The organism is Streptomyces sp. NBC_01267, from assembly GCF_036241575.1.
In the GTDB taxonomy this organism is placed as follows: Bacteria; Actinomycetota; Actinomycetes; order Streptomycetales; family Streptomycetaceae; genus Streptomyces.
The window spans coordinates 6,010,819-6,029,381 of record NZ_CP108455.1 but is presented as its reverse complement, the minus strand read 5'-3'; the positions used below and the strand labels follow the sequence as shown (position 1 = coordinate 6,029,381).

Genomic DNA, 18,563 nt, shown 5'->3' with positions numbered 1-18,563 from the left:
CCCCAGGTCCCCCTTGAGGTCTTTGGTGAAAAGCACACGAAAGGGTGATCACCGACCTCCTCGTAATTGACGCCTTATCGGAAAGAAGCGGGCATTCTGCGAGGAGTTGCGCGCAGGTCGGCCAAGACAGGGTCCGAGATGCTCACCAACGGGCCCTGCCACGAAGGCCGGTGAACAGATACGCGCAGAGCAGGGCCGAGAGCGACAGCGTGAGGGCAGCCCCGACGGGCTGCGCCAGCAGTCGCAGAATCGCCATCAGCCAGCGGTCGACCTCGTGCGGCCACTCCAGCCATGCCAGTTCGCGCAGCCTGGCGGGGAATCCGGCGACCGAACGTGCGGCCGGTCCCGACACCGCCGCCCGCAGCAACGGCACGACGGCGACCGGGACCGACAGCACGGCGGCAAGGCCTGCGGTCGTGCTCCTGAAGACGCCGGCGCCGAGCAGCCCCGCCCAGGCGCATCCCGCGGTCAATCCGGCCCAACTCGCAGCCAGGTGAGGCCAGCCGGACGGAACATGGCTCAATTCCCCGCCGTAGACGAGGCGGAGTACTCCGGCATCGGCCACGACCGTGAGCAGAGCGAGCAGCAGAGCGGTCACCGCCGACACGGTGAGTTTGGCGACGAGCAGGCCGATACGGCGGGGCACTCCGCCCCGGCCTGCGGCGAGCGCGGGGTAGCGGTATTCGTCGCCGAAGGCGAGCGCGCCGAGCAGTCCGGCGCCGAAGGCGGTGGGGGGAAGGGGCAACTGATCGGGCCAGGCCACCAGCAGATGAGGAAGCGAGGTCTCGGTGGCGCGGGCGAGCAGCACCGCCACAGCCACCGACAGGGCAAGGGCCGCGCCCGTCACCAGCAGAGCGGTCCGCACGCCGAAGAGCCGGCGCAGTTCGTAGCGCAGGGGTCTCGACGGGCCCCGGGCGGGCCGGGGAGCGATCAGCGGCTGCGGTTCCGGTTCCACGAGCGGAGGGAGCGCTGCGAGCAGAGAGACCTCAGGGGCGGGCGTTTCGGGCAAGGAGGTCTCTGGCAGCGCTGGTTCAGGGGCAGTTGTCGCGGAACTCGGAGGCTCGGGCCGCGGCGCCGGCCCCATGTCGCCGGTCTCGTCGGCGAGCTGGTGGATCAGGACGCCGTGCCGGAATGCGGTCTCGCCGATTTCCGCACAGCTGCTGCCGTAGACGGAGAGCCGACTGCCGCTCTCGGCGACGACCTCCACGGAACGCTGCCTCTCGCGGGCTTCACGGCCCAGCAGCCCGGCCAGGCGGGCCGTGTGGGGCGTACGCACGGCGACGCGTGGGCGGAGCCGGGTACGGGCGAACTCCGCGCCGTCCTGATCCGCCACGAGTCGCCCGTCCTCGATGGTGACGACGTGATCAGCCGTCCGGGCCGCCGTTCTGGGGTCGCTGGTGGTGTACAGGACAGTTCCGCCCTGGGCGGCGTGGGCGCGGAGCAGCCCGTACATCCAGGTGCTGTCACCCGGCGAGAGCCCTTCGGCGGGTTCGTCGAGGAGAAGGGTGTGCGGATCGGCCAGCAGGGCCGCGGCGAGACCGAGCCTGCGGTCCATCCCCAGGGAGAGCGCGCCGATCCGCTGTTTGCCCAGATCGCCGAGGTCCACGATCTCCAGCAGTTCGTCGGCACGGGACGCGGGCACCCCGGCGACGGCGCAGAGCATTCGGAGCTGGCCACGGACGGTACGGGCGGGATGGCCCGGCACATCACCGAGGAGCGCCCCCACCTCGCGCGCGGGGTGGGCGATGCAGTGCAGAGGCAGACCGCGGAAGTACGTGATGCCACGCCCCTGGTCCAGTTCGAGCATGAGCCGCAGGGCCGTGGTCTTGCCGGAACCCGGGGCACCAAGGAGTGCTGTGACGTGTCCGGATCCGGCTTCGAAGGTCAGATCATCCACGGCGGGAGGCAGATCCCGACGGGGGGTGCTGGTGAGTCCGGTGGCCTGGAGCATCGCTTCTCTCGCGGGTAGCGGGACCGCCTGGCGGCAGAGGCGGCTACCGCAGCAAGATAACGCGACATTTACGACTTTTCGTGCAGGATCGCAGAGGTTCTCAGACCTCCGGACGAAGCATCGGAGGGTTGAGCAGCGTTGCGGCCCCGGCCCGGAACAGCTGCGCGGGGCGCCCGCCCTGTCGGGTCGTGGTGCCGCCGGAAGGCACCAGGAAACCGGGAGTTCCGGTCACTTTGCGATGAAAATTGCGGGGGTCGAGGACTACACCCCACACCGCCTCGTACACCCGGCGCAGCTCACCGACCGTGAATTCCTGCGGGCAGAAGGCCGTGGCCAGCGAGGAGTACTCGATCTTGGAGCGGGCCCGCTCCACCCCGTCCGCCAGGATCCGCGCATGGTCGAACGCGAGCGGGGCCGGCGGTTCGCCTGCCCCCACGATGCCGCTCTCCTGACCGAGGAGCACCTCGACCGGTGCCCACCGTGCGCTATGAGCGTCACCGCCGGCCCTGGGCGCGGGCAGATCGGGGGCGAGCGCCAGGTGAGCCACGCTGACGACCCGCATCCGGGGGTCACGGTCGGGGTCGCCGTAGGTGCCGAGCTGTTCGAGGTGGGCGCCGCTGCCAGGAACCGGGGCCGGAGTCGACGGACCAAGGGCGGACAGCCCCGTCTCCTCCGCCAGTTCACGCGCCGCCGCGGCGCCGAGATCCTCGTCCGTCTTGACGAAGCCACCGGGCAGTGCCCACCGGCCCTGGAAGGGTGCTTCTCCACGGCGTACGGCCAGCGCGCACAGCGCATGACGGCGCACCGTGAGCACGACCAGATCGACGGTGACAGCGAAGGGCGGAAAGGCCGACGGGTCGTAGGGCGACATGGCGTGATCATAGTCGTCTCCCTGACGATAAACACGCCCTTCGGTATCCGAAGTGTTCTTCGATTCCTGCCTCGTCCGCCCTGCCCGACGACCCCGACGGGAGGCGTCGGGCAGCCTTCTTCACCGTCCCCGCCGTCATTGCCTGTTCCTCGTGCCGCCGCGCTGCCCGCTACGACGCCGTGCGTCCGTGCGCGCCACGGCGGCCCCGGGGCGGTCCGTTCCGCACGGTGTGTCCTGGCGGCTGCCGGGCGGCTTCGGAGGTTTGCGCCTGCTGCCCGCAGCGGAGGGCTTCCGGGGCGCCACCCGGCTGCTCCGTTCCTGACGCAGGCAGTGCCGCAGCGCCTCCGGGTCGAGGCCTTCGTTGCACGCCTGGTGAAGCAGCCGGGCAAAGGTGTAATCCGGGTCGAGCCGCAGGGCGTGCCCGAGGGCCACCCGCGCACCGGGCTCGTCCCCTGTCGACCAGGCCACCCATCCCGCGAGGGTGAGTGGCGCCGCACCGTACTCGGCGTACGGGCCGACACAGCGCCGCGACAGAGCACGCCACAGCCGCAGCACAGATCCGGCCGCAGGTCCCTCCATCCACTCGGCGGCCCGGTCCCGGGTCGTGCGGTCCTGCAGCCCCAGAAGGATCACGGCGGCCTCCTCGTCCGTGATGAGCGCGTCGTCCGCCGCGTCGGCCTGTGGCCAGTCCGGGGCCTGTGGCGTCTGTTCGATGCGCCGGACGAGCCGCCGGGCCGCATCCAGCGTCTCGTCGCCGACCTGTTCACGATCGGCTCCGGCGAGAATCCGCGGCACGAGAGCGCCGGCCGCTTCGTCCAGGGCCTTCTCCTGCGCCCCGGTGCGCGGCGGCTGCCACGGGGACAGCCTGGCTTCCATTTCGCGCAGTGAGCCGCGCACCTGGATGCCCGCGTACGCGGCAGCCGCGGCCATCACCGAGGTCCCGGGCAGGACCAGCGGTGTCCCGTCCGGTGGGCAGCAGCGCGCGTCCGGGCAGCAGTACGAGAAGAACCTGCCGCCGGAGATGCACAGCGCTTCCGGAACGGGAACGTCCCGGGAACCGCAGGCCGTACGCAGGTGCTGGGCGAAGGGGCGCAGCCGCTCCATGACGTCCGCGGGCGTCTCCCCGGGCTCCGGGTCCTGGCACAGGAAGACGATGATGCCCTCGGGCCGGGGCCCTCGCTGCTCGCTGCCGGTGACGAGGCCGTCGGCGAGCTGCTCGGCAACGGGCTGCCACTCCTGCGGCGCGTGCGGAATACCGAGCCTGAGCCGTCCTCCGAAGCGGCCCCGGCGCCCCTGCAGCGCGACCATCACGACCGAGTCGGTCGGATGGAAACCCAGCAAGTAGGGGAGGGCGTCGGCGAGTTCGGCGGGACCACGCAGGGTGATCTGTTCCTGGGCGGCAGAGGGACCTGTGGGTTCGTGGTGCTTGTTCATGGCTCGAAGATCCCGCGATCTCCAAGGATCCGCGAGCCCTGTGGATAACTTTGTCCACAGGCTCGCGAACCTCGTGCGCGCACTGCCGGTACGGCCGTTCCCTGTGCACAGGACATAGCCCTGACGCGAGTCGGACGACATGTCACCAACCGCGAAGCCAGGCCGCCACGCCCAGGATTTTCAGATCAACACCCGTAAATCGACGGGCAGTTAGGATCCGGCACAGGTAGTGCGGCGGAGGCTGCGGAGACCCGGCCGAGGACCACGCGCCCCGTGCGGACACCCGGTACCGTCTGCTCTCCGGTGCGCCCGCAGAACACGCGGGCGACCCGACGGACCATCCGGACGGAGAACAACCGCGGTGACAACTCCTCGCCTTCTGCTGCTCGAAGCTTCCTCTGCTCACCGGGCCGCGCCAGGACGCGCCGGGGCCGCCGCGGTCTGGCTGGTGGACGCGGTCCGGCAGGGCCCGGTCGCGTTCCGGCTGGCGCCGGATGTGCTGGACGCGGAGGAGAAGGAGCGCGCGGCGGCGTTCCGCCGGGAGCAGGACCGGCGGTGCTACGTGGCGGCGCACGTGGCGCTGCGCGTGGTGCTCGGCGAGCACCTGGGAACGGAGCCGGGCGGGATTCCGCTCGTCCGGGAACCCTGCGCCGGGTGCGGGGGCCCGCACGGACGGCCCGTGATCGCGGACGTGCCCGTGCATTTCTCCCTCTCGCACAGCGGTGACCTCGCCCTGCTGGCCGTCGCCGCCGTCCCGGTCGGTGTCGACGTCGAGGCCGTGCCGTCCCCGGTGGTCGTGCGGGAGGTCGGTGAGCGTCTGCATCCCCGCGAGAGGGCGGAGCTGGCGCGGCTGCCGGAGGAACGGCGCCCGGAAGCCTTCGCCCGGGTCTGGGCGCGCAAGGAGGCCTATCTGAAGGGGCTGGGGGTCGGCCTCGTCCGCGGTATCGGGCTCGACTACGTGGGAACGGACGCGTCCGCTGTGAACCCCCGGCCGGGCTGGTCGGTGGGTGATGTGGAGGTGCCCGAGGGGTTCGCCGGAGCGGTGGCCGTGGCGAGCTCGGAGTACGCCGGTCTCTGACCTCACCGGGGTACTGCGGGCAGGGGCGCAAGCCTGCCCGTCACGTCGACGGGCAGGTGTCACGCACAGGACATACTCAGGCCGCCGTGGCGAGGACCAGCGGAAGGACCCCGTCGGCGCCCGCGCGACGCAGCAGGCGGGCGACGACCGCGAGGGTCCAGCCGGAGTCCGTGCTGTCGTCCACGAGCAGCACCGGACCGGAAGCACCGGCCAGCGTGCCGGCGAGATCCTCGGGGACGGCGAAGGCGGCGGACAGGGCCTGGAGGCGCTGGGCGGAGTTGCTGCGGTGCGCCGAGTGCGCGCCGTCGGGCCCGGTGTACGCGAGGGTGCCGAGGAAGGGGAGGCGCCCGATGGTGGCGACCTGCTCGGCGAGGGAGGCGACGAGCCGGGGACGGGTCAGGGAGGGTACGGCGACGACGCCCACCGGCCGGGCGGACGCTTCCGGGCCGTCGGACGCCCAGCCGCCGGGAGAGCGGGCCCAGTCCGCGAGGACGGTCACCGCGGCCCGCAGGACGTCATCCGGGACCGGCCCGTCGGACGCCTGCGCGGCCAGCAGCGGGCGCAGCCGGTTGCCCCAGCCGATGTCCGAGAGCCGCCCCAGGGCCCGCCCGGGGGCACACTGTTCCCTGGCCGGGATTCGACCCTTGAGATCGATGCCCAGGGCGGGCATCCCCGTCGGCCACATCCGGCGCGGCTCGACCTCCACCCCCGGACGGTCCAGTTCGCTCGTCGCGCCTGCCAGCGCCTCGGTCGACACCGCGGGGTCGAGCCACACTCCCGCGCAGTTGTCGCAGCGTCCGCAGGCGGTCGCCTTCTCGTCGTCGAGCTGGCGGCGCAGGAACTCCATCCGGCAGTCGGACATGCTGACGTAGTCGCGCATGGCCTGCTGCTCGGCCGCACGCTGCCGCGCCACCCAGGCGTAACGCTCCGAGTCGTGCGTCCAGTCGGCACCGGTGGTCGTCCAGCCGCCCTTCACCCGCCGGACCGCGCCGTCCACGTCCAGCACCTTGAGCATCATCTCCAGCCGGCTGCGCCGCAGGTCCACCAGGGCTTCCAGAGCGGGCACGGACAGCGGCCGGCCGGCGTCGGCGAGGGCCGCGAGGGTCTGGCGGACCTGCCCCTCGGGCGGGAAGGCGACCTCGGCGAAGTAACGCCAGATCGCTTCGTCCTCCTTGCCCGGCAGCAGCAGCACATCGGCGTGGGCCACCCCGCGACCGGCGCGGCCCACCTGCTGGTAGTAGGAGATGGGCGAGGACGGCGATCCGAGATGGACGACGAAGCCGAGGTCCGGCTTGTCGAATCCCATGCCCAGCGCGGAGGTCGCGACCAGCGCCTTGACCCGGTTCGCGAGCAGATCGGCCTCGGCCTGCTGGCGGTCGGCGTTCTCGGTGCGCCCGGTGTAGGAGGCCACGGCGAAGCCACGGCTCCGCAGAAAAGCGGTGACCTCCTCGGCGGCCGACACGGTCAGGGTGTAGATGATCCCGGAGCCCGGCAACTCGTCCAGGTGCTCGGCGAGCCAGGCCAGCCGGTGCGCGGCGTCCGGCAGCCGGACCACGCCCAGCCGCAGGCTCTCCCTCTCCAGGGTGCCGCGCAGCACCAGCGCCTCTCCCGCGCCCGTGCCCAGCTGATCGGCCACATCCGCGGTGACCCGGGCGTTCGCGGTCGCGGTGGTCGCCAGCACGGGCACACCCGGGGACAACTCGGCCAGCATCGTGCGCAGCCTGCGGTAGTCGGGCCGGAAGTCGTGGCCCCAGTCGGAGATGCAGTGCGCCTCGTCGACCACCAGCAGGCCGGTCGTGGCCGCCAGTTCGGGGAGCATCCGCTCGCGGAAATCAACCGAATTGAGGCGTTCCGGGCTCACCAGGAGAACATCGACCTCGCCCTGCTCGACCTCCCGGTGGATGGCATCCCACTCCTCCGGATTGGCCGAGTTGATCGTGCGTGCCTGGATACCGGCCCGCGCGGCCGACTCGACCTGGTTCCGCATCAGCGCGAGCAGCGGCGAAATGATCACGGTAGGACCCGAGCCGCGCCGCCGGAGCAGAGCGGTGGCCACGAAGTACACCGCCGACTTGCCCCAGCCGGTGCGCTGCACCACCAGAGCGCGGCGCCGGTCCACCACCAGGGCGGCCACCGCCTGCCACTGGTCCTCCCGCAGCCGCGCCGATCCGCCCGGGTCGCCGACCAGCTCAGCGAGGATGGCGTCGGCTTCGGCACGCAGCTCCTGGTTACTCATGCCCCCATGCAACCTCACGGCACTGACAAGGACCCAATCCGCCGCCGTGACAAAGAGCACGCGCCCGCTCCGTCCCGGCTGCCGGTGCGTGAGCCCCGGCCGTCGGCGACCATCGGCGTGCATGACAGGGTGGACGAATGGCGACGAATCATACACACCCACCCGATCTCCACCCCACCGGACGCGCACCGTGGTCGGACACCACCCCGGCCCACGACGATCTCCTCGCGGCGAAGGCGCGCGTCTACGACCCGTGCGGGTTCACCTGCTCGCAGCCGGTCCCCGAAGCCGAGAGCGCCGCGTACGCCGCCCACACGTTCACCCTCGACGGCCTCTCCGTCCGGTTCCGCGCGGCCAGAACGACCCCCACCAAGGCCGGTCAGTTCGTCACCGTGTGGAAGAGGTCCCCCGGCGGGCCCATCCAGCCCTTCGACGCGGCGGACGCCGTCGACCTCTTCGTCATCAGTACCCGCGACCGCCATCACTTCGGCCAGTTCGTCCTTCCCCTGGACACGCTCCGCCGGCACGGGGTCGTATCGGCGAACGGTTCGGGCGGGAAGCGGGCCTTCCGCGTCTACCCGCCCTGGGTGACCACCGCCAACCGCCAGGCCGGCAAGGCGCAGGAGTGGCAGCTGGGCCACTTCCTGCACCTGCCGCAGGACGGACCCGTCGGCTCCGCCCGCGCCCGGGAGCTGTACCACCCGTAGGACGGTGCCGCAGTGCTGGAAGGAGTCACGCCCGCTCTTCCTGGGCAGGGATAGGCGCACCGCCCCCGGAGATTTCCGACAGTCGTGCGAACCGGCCGTTGCCGCCCGTTCGTACGACGGGAAGAATTGGAGACGCTCCCCGCACGGCCCGCCCGCGGTTCGGAAGGGCCGTGATCCGGTGTGCCTCATCCGCCCGTGCCCGCATCGTGGGCGCGTATGCGAAGGGAGGACCGTGACCTTCGGATTCGCTCCGTCCGCCGCCCTGACCGCCTCGTCGACATCCAGGTCCACCGACTCCGGCAACCGGCTCGGCAGACTCCTCGAACCTGCCGAATGGGCCGCCGCGGAAATACCGCTGCTCCGCAGTCCGCGTGACGTGGTCACCGGCCTGTACTCCCGGCACCGTCCCGTTCCCTCGACCGCTGTGGTCGCGGTGCTCGAACACGACGAACGCCTCGCCGCGAGCGCCTCGTTCGCCCGGCGCACCGGCCCCGCGGACGGCTGGGACTTCCGTAACGCCCTGCTCGCGCACCTGCGCCGCGTCATCCCGCACGATCTGCGCCGCCGCACACCGGTGCGTACCGCCGTCCTGCTCTACTGCCGCGAGGGTGACGAGCGCTGGACGGAGGAGGACGGGGCCTGGATGTGGGGACTGCGCGACGCCTGCACACTGCACGGGCTGCGCTGCGGCTCGTACATCACACTCACCCGCGGCGGGTGGCAGGTCCTGGGCGAAGGCCGCGGCGGCCGTCGACCCAACTCCCTTGCCCGTCCTGCCGACAGCTCCGGGACCGGGACGGATCCGGCCCCCGTACCGCTGCGTTCGGGCACGACCGCCGCACTGCGCCGCGCCGCCGCTCGCTGAACGCAGCGGCTGCCCGACGGCCCCGGTACGCCACCGCCCGGCGCACCCCTGTCGAGGGGCGGCCGGGCGGTGGGGACGTACGGTTCAGACACCTGCTCCCAGCACGGCATTGACCCGCTGCGGGTCACCGCAGACGATCAGCAGCGCTTCGGCACGCTCCCTGGCCACGGGCAGCACCCGGGCGACGGACTCGTCGGAACCGCCGTTGAGCGCGACGACCACCACGGGCCTGGCCTTCGCACGGCCCACCGCGGCGGCGTCCGCGTAGAAGACGTCCTCACGGGCGTCGTGCTGGGCCCAGTAGGCCGCTTCACCGAAGGACAGCTCGTGCGCCGCCCACGGGTGCTGCTCGCCGGTGGTGAGCAGCAGCACGTCACCCGGCAGCCGCCCGGCGTCGAGCAGCAGGTCGACGGCCTCCTCCGCGGCATCGAGCGAACCGTCCGCCGTAGCGGGGATCAGCTGGAGCTGCGGAGTGGAGGAGTCTCCCGAAGGGGTCTCCGGGCGGGCCGCCGGACGGTTGTCCGAACGGGCCTGCGTCGGCAGGGAAGAGGATGTCCGCTGGACGGGAGGCGCGGAGGGCGCAGGCCGGGCAGCAGGACGGGGCCCCGGACGAGCGGGGCGTGGCACGGCCGCGGGACGCGGGCCGGGTACAGGACGAGGGGTCGACGCGGTGCGGCCGGCGGCCGGAGCGCTGCGGGGACCCTGGGCACTCTCGTGAATCTGAGACTCCTCGGGGATGAGAGGCGAGAAATGGATGTCTATCAAACGGCGGTGCGCCACCCACCATCGGGTTGGCACGTCAGTGCGACTCGAACGGAGAGGATCTCCGCCGGTCCACTGAAAGTTCAGAAGTCGAAGCCGAGTTGGCCCCCGCTTTCCAGTGCGACAGCCTCCGCGGAGGAACGGGTCTTCTTCAGATGCCGCCACTGGGGCAGTCCGTCCAGATAGGACCAGGAGAGCCGGTGGTACGGGGTGGGCCCCCGCTCCTCCAGCGCGGCTTTGTGCACAGGCGAGGGGTAGCCCGCGTTGGCATCGAAGGCGAAGCCCGCACACACATCGGAGTGCGTGGCCAGCTCCGCCATCATCGCGTCCCTGCGCACCTTGGCGATCACCGAGGCGGCTGCTACGGCGATACAGGACTGGTCGCCCTTGATCACCGTACGGACCCGCCAGGGCAGTCCCAGGTAGTCGTGCTTGCCGTCGAGAATCACCGCGTCCGGGCGGACCGGAAGCGCGTCGAGCGCGCGCACGGCGGCGAGCCGCAGCGCGGCTGTCATCCCGAGAGCGTCGATCTCTTCCGGGGAGGCGTCTCCGAGTCCGTAGGCGGTGACCCACGACTCCAGCAGCCCGGCCAGCGCGGTGCGGCGCTTGGGGCTGATCAACTTGGAGTCGGTGAGACCCGTCGGCGGTCGACGCAGTCCGGTGACGGCGGCGCAGACGGTGACGGGACCGGCCCAGGCCCCGCGTCCGACCTCATCGACACCGGCGACGATCTTGGCACCCGTGGTGGCGCGCAGTGAGCGCTCGACGGTGTGCGTGGGTGGTTCGTACGGCATGGCGCCAGCCAGGTTACGCCGCCGGACACCCGGTGCGACACCCCGGTGCCGCACCGGGCTTCAGCGACCGTACGGACGCAGTAGCGGCACCATCACTTCGTCGATCATCCGGGCGAGGTCACCATCCGGAAATTCACTTCCGCACACTTTTGATCGGTACATCATCAACCCCGGAATAACGTCACGAACCAGATCGCTCACCGCATCCGGACGGACGTCGCCACGCTCGATTCCGCGAGACACCACGTCATCGAAGAGCCGCGCCGAAGGTTCGATCACCTTCTGAAAGATCAGCCCGTGGAACCGCTCGGCCGCGGCGCTGTCACATTCGTGAAGCACCGAGCGCAATGCAAATCCCGGCTTGGAGAACATCGCGTCCCGGATCCTGCGGCAGAGCTGGTAGAGATCCTCGCGCACACTGCCGTGATCGACGGCCGCCCGCAGGTCGGGCAGCGCGGCCTGCAGGGCGTCGACGACCAGATCCTCCTTGGACGGCCAGCGGCGGTAGACGGCCGCCTTCCCCGTCTGCGCCCCGGCAGCGACCCGCTCCATGGTGAGGCCGTTCCAGCCGACCGTACTCAACTGCTCCAGTGCGGATCCGAGGATCGCCCGCTCCAGCACCGCCCCCCGGCGGCGTGGAGAAACGGACGGCTCCCCCGACTCCTCCGACTCCCCGGCCCAGCGCGAAGCATCCATCTGTCCCACTCCGTCGAGACCGACCCCGGCGCGGTCGGTTGATCAAGGGTTCCAGTGTCACCGACGGACGGACCCTGGTCGACTCCCCTGCCGCCGCCCGTTCTTCCACACAGCTCTTAGTGAACGCTTGCGTTCCCTAAGCCGACCTCGCTACTGTCACCGACGGGGGACGACTCGGTACACCAACTCGTCGCAGGGGGAAGCTTCATGACTGCTGATCAGATAGGCGCGCCGCCGCGCGAGGCGTCCGCGCCACCCGGTGCCGGGCGCCCGGCACACGCAGGTCTCGCGCTCATAGTGATCGCCGCCTGCCAGCTCATGGTGGTGCTCGACGCGACCATCGTGAACATCGCTCTGCCGCACATCCAGACCGCGCTCGGCTTCTCCACCAGCAACCTCACCTGGGTGATCAACGCCTATGCGCTCACCTTCGGCGGACTGCTCCTGCTCGGCGGCCGGGCCGGTGATCTGCTGGGCCGACGCCGGATGTTCATCACCGGCATCCTGCTCTTCACGCTCGCCTCGCTGCTCGGCGGATTCGCCCAGGAACCCTGGCAACTGCTCGCGGCGCGCGCTCTGCAGGGCGTCGGCGGCGCCATCGCCTCACCCACCGCCCTGGCACTGGTCGCCACCACATTCCCCGAGGGTCCCGAACGCAATCGGGCCTTCGGGGTCTTCGCCGGTGTCTCCGCGGGCGGCGGCGCGCTCGGCCTGCTGGCCGGCGGCATGCTCACCGACTGGCTCGACTGGCGCTGGGTGCTCTTCGTGAACGTGCCGATCGGCCTGTTCATCGCCTTCCTCGCCCCGCGCTACATCAACGAATCCGCACGCCACCCGGGCCGCTTCGACATCACCGGCGCCGTCACCTCCACGGCGGGCATGGCCACGCTCGTCTACGGATTCATCCGGGCCGCCAACAACGGCTGGAGCGACGCCCTCACCCTGACCTCCTTCGCCGCCGCAGTCGTGCTCCTCCTCGCGTTCGTCGCGGTGGAGCGCGGTTCGGCGCAGCCCATCACCCCGCTGCGGATGTTCGCGGACCGCAATCGCGCGGGCACGTACCTGATCATGCTCAGTCTGGCCGCCGCGATGATGGGGATGTTCTTCTTCATCGTGCTGTTCGTGCAGGACGTACTGCGCTACAGCGCCGTCAGGGCCGGCCTGGCCTTCCTGCCGGTGACCGTCGCCATCGTCACCGCCGCCGGGCTCTCCAGCCGGCTTCTGCCGAAGGTCGGCCCCAAACCCTTCATGGTGACCGGAAGCATCCTCGCCACGATCGGCACCGGCTGGCTGACGCAGATCGACCCCGGCAGCTCGTACGCGGGCGGCATCCTCGGCCCCATGGTGCTCTTCGGTCTCGGGATGGGACTGAACTTCGTCACGCTGACCCTGACAGCGGTCTCCGGCGTCGCCGACAGCGAGTCCGGCGCCGCATCCGGACTGCTCAACACCACCCAGCAGGTCGGCGGCGCTCTCGGCCTCTCCATCCTGACGACCGTCTTCGGCACGGCCAGCCGGCACGAAGGCACCGAGCAGGTCGCGAAGTTCCTCGCCGACGGAACCGCTCAGCAGAAGATGGCATTCGCGAAGTCACACACCCTGCCCGCCCCCTGGAGCGACGCGATCCTCGCGCACGGCATCGGCACGGCCTTCATCGCAGCGGGCGGTCTCGCCGCCCTGGCGGCGCTCACCGCGCTGTTCGTCATCCAGGTGCGCAAGAGCGACCTGGAGGCGCTCAGCGGCACGGCGGGCCCCGGCGCCGTCTGATTCAGGGCCTCACACGTCCGGACAGCCGCAGAGCCGCTCCAGCGGCGAGGCACACGCTCGCCGGCGATCCCGGGACTCCGCAGCGCCCGTCGTCACCTCACCGCGTCACGACGGGCGCGACGGAGTCCACGCCGGAAGATCCTCGGTCCGCGCCAGCCACTCGGCAGGAGGCGCCCCGCCCTGTCCCGCCGCGACCACTCCCCCGGCAATGGCGCAGGTCGTGTCGATGTCGCCGCCCACCTGGGCCGTCGTCCAGAACGTCCGCTCGAAGTCGCCGAGCCCGCGCGCCGCGGACCAGAGCGCGAACGGCACGGTGTCGTGCGCACTCGTACGCCGGCCGCACCCCAGGACCGCGGCGACGGTACCGGTGTCGTCGTAGTCCAGCATGTCCCTGGCCCTGCGCAGCCCGGCGCCCACGGCGCTGCGAGGGACGAGCGCGATCACGCCGTCCAGCAGCCCGGCGGGGGACGGCGGCCCCGCGGGATTCGCCGCGAGAGCGGCGGCAGCCGCGACGGCCATGCTCCCGACCACCGCTTCACGGTGCTGATGTGTGGTGTACGCGGAGATCTCCGCCTGGTGCGTGGCCTGTTCCGGGTCGTGCGCGTACCACGCGCCGAGCGGCGCGATCCGCATCGCGGCGCCGTTGCCCCACGAGCCCTGGCCGTCGAAGAGGCCGCTGGCCAGCTCACGCCAGTCGCCGCCCTCCCTGATCAGCCGCAGCATCCGGTTGACCGCGGGGCCGTAGCCGCGGTCGAAGTCGTGGTGCTCGGCGAAGGAGGCGGCGAGCACGTCCTGGTCGATCCGGCCGTGGGAGGCCAGCACGGCCAGTACCGAACAGGCCATCTCGGTGTCGTCGGTCCACTGCCAGGGAGCGGACGGCAGCTCACGGCGGGCGAGGAGCGGGTAATTGTCGGGAACGAAGAACTGGGAACCCAGGGCATCTCCCACGGAGAGCCCACGCAGGCTGGCCCAGGCACGTCCGAAAGCATCGGGAAGAGACCCGGAAACGGAGTCAGAAGCGGATTCGGCGGTCATCTCGACCCCACTCTAACCGGTGACGCCGTACGGCTCAGGAACGCGCCAGTGCTCGAACGGCTGGTCAAGCGTGTACCTGCCGTCCGCCCCCAGCAGAAGTGTCCGCGTCTCGGCGTTCCCAGGATTCGCCAGCGCCTCGAACTCTGCGACCGACCAGTGGAACCAGCGCATGCAGAAGAGCCGCATGGTCAGACCGTGCGTGACCAGCAGGACGTTCGGCGGATGATCCGGCGCCTCGAAACTGCGGTGCAGACTCTCCAGGAAGGACCCGACCCGGTCGTAGACATCGGCGCCGGACTCCCCCTGCGCGAACCGGTAGAAGAAATGGCCGTACGCGTCCCGGTACGCCTTCTGGAGGCGCACGTCGTCGCGGTCCTGCCAGTTCCCCCAGTCCTGCTCACGCAGCCGGGGCTCCTCCCTGACCCGCACCCGTTCCGGATCGAGGCCGAAGGCGCGGAATGTCTCGTGGGTGCGGCGGTACGGCGAGACATAGGTACTGACCCGTTCCTGCCCGAACAGCTCGCGCAGCCGGACGCCCGTCTCCTCCGCCTGGCTCACACCGGACGGGGTCAGCCTCAGGGCGTGGTCGGGTTCGCGTTCGTACACCGTGTCATCGGCGTTGCCCTCCGACTCGCCGTGCCGGACAAGGACGATGCGTTGTGGTCGTGCCATGCCAAGACCCTAGATCGAATCCCTGTCCGATGCGTCGGCCGCCCGTTCAGACCGTCCAGGACGGTTCCAGCTGCACGACATCGCCCGCCAGCGCCGTCACATCGGCGTCGAGCTGGGCACGCAGGGAGAGCCGCTCGATCCGCTCCGGCCGGTACTTCCCGCGCTCGGCCGCCGACTGCCACATGGACAGCACCAGGAACTCGTCCCCCGGCGCCTCCCCGAACAGCCCTCTCAGCATTCCCGGCGAGCCCGCCATCGCGGGGTTCCAGACCTTCTCCTGCATCAGCGCGAAGTGCTCGACCCGGTCCGTACGCACCCGGCTGTGAGCGACCCGGACGACGTCCGCGTCCTCGAAGCGGGGTTCGAATCCCGTCTTCACGTCGAAGCGGTGGTCGAACAGCTTGGCCTGCATGTCCTGGTACGTGCCCGCCTGAGCGGCAGCGATCCGGTCGTGCGAGCGCGCCATGAACGAGTCGTAGAAGGGACGGCTCTCCCAGAAGGCGAACACATGGGCCACACCCTGCCGACCGCGGCTCCAGCCACCCCCCTGTCCCCGGAATCCCGGCTCACCCAGCAGCCCCGCCCACCTCCGCTGCCCCTGCTCGAACCCACGAGGATCTGTCACCGTGCAGCGAATCCACTTGACCAGCACGGCGCCATCGTACGGCCAGGAGAGTGACACCGGTCATGGTCCGGCAGAGTGCGTCAGGGCGGTGACCGAATTCCGGTCACCGCCCTGTCTCACTTCACCGGCCGCTCAGCCGGAAATCAGCTGCATCCGCTGGTCGAGCCGCAGCCCTCGCACAGGTAGCAGCTGCCCGCACGGCGCATCTTCGTACCGCAGGAGAAGCACAGGGGCGCGTCGGCGTTCAGGCCGAGCGTGATCTCCATCAGCTCCGTCGAGTTGTGCGCCTGCTTGGGAGCGGGCGCCTCCGCGACGGCCTCCGGCTTCGCGGGGACAGCCTTCGGGGGCTCCACCTGGCGGGGCGCCGACTGGGACAGTCCCTCGACATCCACGTCGTCGTCACCCGGCTCGTAGGAACCGGTGTCCAGGTGCCGCTGACGCTCCGCAGCCGAGTGGATACCCAGCGCCGAACGCGTTTCGAACGGCAGGAAGTCCAGGGCCAGGCGACGGAAGATGTAGTCGACGATCGACTGCGCCATCCGTACGTCCGGGTCGTCGGTCATCCCGGCCGGCTCGAAGCGCATGTTCGTGAACTTGGAGACGTAGGTCTCCAGCGGGACGCCGTACTGCATGCCGACCGAGACGGCGATCGAGAAGGCGTCCATCATGCCCGCGAGGGTCGAGCCCTGCTTGGACATCTTCAGGAAGACCTCACCGAGACCGTCGTCCGGGTAGGAGTTGGCGGTCATGTACCCCTCGGCGCCGCCCACCGTGAACGAGGTGGTGATGCCGGGACGGCCCTTGGGCAGGCGCTTGCGGACCGGACGGTACTCGATGACCTTCTCGGTCTTCGGCTCCTCCTTGGCCTCGACATCCTTCGTCTTGGCGGAGAGGGGCTGGCCGACCTTGGAGTTCTCGACGTACACGGCGAGTGCCTTGGTGCCGAGCTTCCAGCCCTGGAGGTAGATCTCCTCGACGTCCTCGACCGTGCTGGACGCGGGCATGTTGACCGTCTTGGAGATGGCACCGGAGAGGAACGGCTGGGCCGCCGCCATCATCCGTACGTGACCCATGGGCGCGATCGAACGCTCACCCATGGCGCAGTCGAAGACCTCGTAGTGCTCCTGCTTGAGGCCCGGGGCATCGACGACATTGCCGTGGTCGGCGATGTGGGCGACGATCGCCTCGACCTGCTCGGGCTGGTAGCCGAGACGCTTGAGGGCCTTGGGGACCGTGTTGTTCACGATCTGCATCGAGCCGCCGCCGACGAGCTTCTTGAACTTGACCAGGGCCAGGTCCGGCTCGACGCCCGTGGTGTCGCAGTCCATCATCAGGCCGATGGTGCCGGTCGGCGCGAGCACGGAGGCCTGCGCGTTGCGGAATCCGTTCTGCTCACCGAGCCGCAGGACGTCCTGCCATGCCTCGGTCGCCGCGGCCCAGACCGGGTTGTCCAGGTCGTCGGTGCGGGTGGCAGCCGTGTTGGCGTCGGCGTGCTGCTTCATGACGCGCTTGTGGGCGTCCGCGTTACGGGCGTAGCCGTCGTACGGGCCGACGACCGCGGCCAGCTCGGCGGAGCGCTTGTACGAGGTGCCGGTCATCAGCGAGGTGATGGCGCCGGCGAGCGCCCGCCCGCCGTCGCTGTCGTACGCGTGGCCGGTCGCCATGAGCAGCGCGCCGAGGTTGGCGTAGCCGATGCCCAGCTGACGGAAGGCGCGAGTGGTCTCGCCGATCTTCTGGGTGGGGAAGTCCGCGAAGCAGATCGAGATGTCCATCGCGGTGATGACCAGCTCGACGACCTTCGCGAAGCGCTCGGCGTCGAACGACTGGTTGCCCTGGTCGTCGTCGCGCAGGAACTTCATGAGGTTCAGCGAGGCGAGATTGCACGACGAGTTGTCCAGGTGCATGTACTCGCTGCACGGGTTCGACGCGGTGATCCGGCCGGACTCGGGCGAGGTGTGCCACCGGTTGATGATGTCGTCGTACTGGATCCCCGGGTCGGCACAGACGTGCGCCGCCTCGGCCATCTTGCGGAAGAGCGCCTTGGCGTCGACCTCTTCGATGACCTCGCCGGTCATGCGCGAACGCAGACCGAACGTGGTCCCGGCCTCGACGGCGTTCATGAACTCGTCGTTCACCCGGACCGAGTTGTTGGCGTTCTGGTACTGGACCGACGTGATGTCGTCGCCGCCCAGGTCCATGTCGAAGCCCGCGTCACGCAGCGCGCGGATCTTCTCCTCCTCCTTCACCTTGGTCTCGATGAAGGCCTCGACGTCCGGGTGGTCGACGTCCAGGACGACCATCTTGGCCGCGCGGCGCGTCGCGCCACCGGACTTGATGGTGCCCGCGGAGGCGTCGGCGCCCCGCATGAAGGAGACCGGGCCGGAGGCGTTGCCACCGGAGGAGAGGAGCTCCTTCGAGGAGCGGATACGGGAGAGGTTCAGGCCGGCGCCGGAGCCGCCCTTGAAGATCATCCCCTCTTCCTTGTACCAGTCGAGGATGGACTCCATGGAGTCGTCGACGGAGAGGATGAAACAGGCGCTGACCTGCTGCGGCTGCGCCGTGCCCACGTTGAACCAGACCGGCGAGTTGAAGCTGAAGACCTGGTGCAGCAGCGCGTAGGTGAGCTCGTGGTCGAAGAGCTCGGCGTCCTCCGGGGAGGCGAAGTACCCGTTCTCCTCGCCGGCCTTGCGGTACGTCTTGACCACACGGTCGATGAGCTGCTTGAGGCTGTTCTCACGGTTGTCCGCGCCGACCGCACCGCGGAAGTACTTGCTGGTGACGATGTTGACCGCGTTCACCGACCAGAAGTCGGGGAACTCGACGCCACGCTGCTCGAAGTTGACCGAGCCGTCGCGCCAGTTGGTCATGACGACGTCACGGCGTTCCCAGGCAACCTCGTCGTACGGATGCACGCCGGGGGTGGTGTGGATGCGCTCGCTGCGCAGCCCCTGCCGAGTAGCAGCCGCCTTGGATCCCTTTGCGCGGGATCCACGTGCCGGGCCGCTCGCCGTCTCTGTCATGCCGCCTCCCATATGCGGGCTAAAACGCCCAAAAGTGCCCAGTTCTTCCC

Annotated in this window: 15 protein-coding genes; 4 read left to right on the top strand and 11 right to left on the bottom strand. The window is 70.3% G+C overall.

The window, feature by feature from the left end; genetic code table 11:
* Window positions 1–142 precede the first annotated feature (142 nt).
* From OG709_RS27530 to OG709_RS27520, 3 genes are all read right to left on the bottom strand, one after another.
* Entirely contained in the window at window positions 143–1,951 is a 1,809-nt protein-coding gene (locus OG709_RS27530) for an ATP-binding cassette domain-containing protein (RefSeq protein WP_329167944.1), read from the bottom strand.
* Window positions 1,952–2,051: 100 nt separating this feature from the next.
* A complete protein-coding gene (locus OG709_RS27525) occupies window positions 2,052–2,822 on the bottom strand; it encodes an NUDIX hydrolase (RefSeq protein ID WP_250304817.1) in 771 nt (256 codons plus the stop codon).
* A gap of 135 nt (window positions 2,823–2,957) precedes the next feature.
* Window positions 2,958–4,256 carry a DUF4192 domain-containing protein gene (locus OG709_RS27520; RefSeq protein ID WP_266640435.1) on the bottom strand — a complete coding sequence of 433 codons (1,299 nt, stop codon included), beginning with the start codon at window positions 4,254–4,256 and terminating at the stop codon, window positions 2,958–2,960.
* Between the two features lie 361 nt (window positions 4,257–4,617).
* Here OG709_RS27520 and OG709_RS27515 point away from each other — a divergent pair, with 361 nt between their 5' ends.
* Window positions 4,618–5,334: a 4'-phosphopantetheinyl transferase family protein gene (locus OG709_RS27515; protein ID WP_250304818.1), complete on the top strand. Its 717-nt coding sequence runs from the start codon at window positions 4,618–4,620 to the stop codon at window positions 5,332–5,334.
* Window positions 5,335–5,410: 76 nt separating this feature from the next.
* Here the strand turns inward: OG709_RS27515 and OG709_RS27510 are convergent, their stop codons facing one another.
* The gene (locus tag OG709_RS27510; RefSeq protein ID WP_250304819.1) at window positions 5,411–7,570 is read right to left on the bottom strand and encodes a RecQ family ATP-dependent DNA helicase; all 2,160 of its coding nucleotides are present in this window, start codon (window positions 7,568–7,570) and stop codon (window positions 5,411–5,413) included.
* A gap of 137 nt (window positions 7,571–7,707) precedes the next feature.
* On the opposite strand from OG709_RS27510, the gene OG709_RS27505 reads away from it, so the two are divergent.
* Entirely contained in the window at window positions 7,708–8,277 is a 570-nt protein-coding gene (locus OG709_RS27505) for a MepB family protein (protein WP_250304820.1), read from the top strand.
* A gap of 232 nt (window positions 8,278–8,509) precedes the next feature.
* Window positions 8,510–9,142, top strand: coding sequence for a hypothetical protein (locus OG709_RS27500; RefSeq protein WP_250304821.1), 633 nt, complete (start codon window positions 8,510–8,512; stop codon window positions 9,140–9,142).
* 84 nt (window positions 9,143–9,226) lie between these two features.
* Here OG709_RS27500 and OG709_RS27495 read toward each other — a convergent pair whose 3' ends face one another.
* The 3 genes from OG709_RS27495 to OG709_RS27485 all read right to left on the bottom strand — a co-directional run bounded on the left by OG709_RS27495 (window position 9,227) and on the right by OG709_RS27485 (window position 11,394).
* Complete coding sequence (locus tag OG709_RS27495) at window positions 9,227–9,898, bottom strand: hypothetical protein (RefSeq protein WP_250304851.1); 672 nt, start codon at window positions 9,896–9,898, stop codon at window positions 9,227–9,229.
* A gap of 89 nt (window positions 9,899–9,987) precedes the next feature.
* Complete coding sequence (locus OG709_RS27490; RefSeq protein WP_250304822.1) at window positions 9,988–10,698, bottom strand: ribonuclease HII; 711 nt, start codon at window positions 10,696–10,698, stop codon at window positions 9,988–9,990.
* Window positions 10,699–10,758: 60 nt separating this feature from the next.
* The gene (locus OG709_RS27485) at window positions 10,759–11,394 is read right to left on the bottom strand and encodes a TetR/AcrR family transcriptional regulator (protein ID WP_250304823.1); all 636 of its coding nucleotides are present in this window, start codon (window positions 11,392–11,394) and stop codon (window positions 10,759–10,761) included.
* Window positions 11,395–11,601: 207 nt separating this feature from the next.
* Between OG709_RS27485 and OG709_RS27480 the strand changes: the two genes are divergently transcribed.
* Window positions 11,602–13,161 carry an MFS transporter gene (locus OG709_RS27480; RefSeq protein WP_250304824.1) on the top strand — a complete coding sequence of 520 codons (1,560 nt, stop codon included), beginning with the start codon at window positions 11,602–11,604 and terminating at the stop codon, window positions 13,159–13,161.
* A 105-nt stretch (window positions 13,162–13,266) separates the two neighbouring features.
* Here the strand turns inward: OG709_RS27480 and OG709_RS27475 are convergent, their stop codons facing one another.
* The 4 genes from OG709_RS27475 to OG709_RS27460 all read right to left on the bottom strand — a co-directional run bounded on the left by OG709_RS27475 (window position 13,267) and on the right by OG709_RS27460 (window position 18,513).
* The gene (locus OG709_RS27475; protein ID WP_250304825.1) at window positions 13,267–14,196 is read right to left on the bottom strand and encodes an ADP-ribosylglycohydrolase family protein; all 930 of its coding nucleotides are present in this window, start codon (window positions 14,194–14,196) and stop codon (window positions 13,267–13,269) included.
* A gap of 12 nt (window positions 14,197–14,208) precedes the next feature.
* Window positions 14,209–14,868, bottom strand: a complete 660-nt coding sequence (locus OG709_RS27470; protein ID WP_250304826.1) for a histidine phosphatase family protein — start codon at window positions 14,866–14,868, stop codon at window positions 14,209–14,211.
* A 46-nt stretch (window positions 14,869–14,914) separates the two neighbouring features.
* Window positions 14,915–15,520 (bottom strand): YdbC family protein, encoded by a 606-nt coding sequence (locus tag OG709_RS27465; RefSeq protein WP_250304827.1) that lies wholly within the window; start codon window positions 15,518–15,520, stop codon window positions 14,915–14,917.
* A gap of 116 nt (window positions 15,521–15,636) precedes the next feature.
* A complete protein-coding gene (locus tag OG709_RS27460) occupies window positions 15,637–18,513 on the bottom strand; it encodes a vitamin B12-dependent ribonucleotide reductase (protein WP_266640443.1) in 2,877 nt (958 codons plus the stop codon).
* Window positions 18,514–18,563 lie beyond the last annotated feature (50 nt).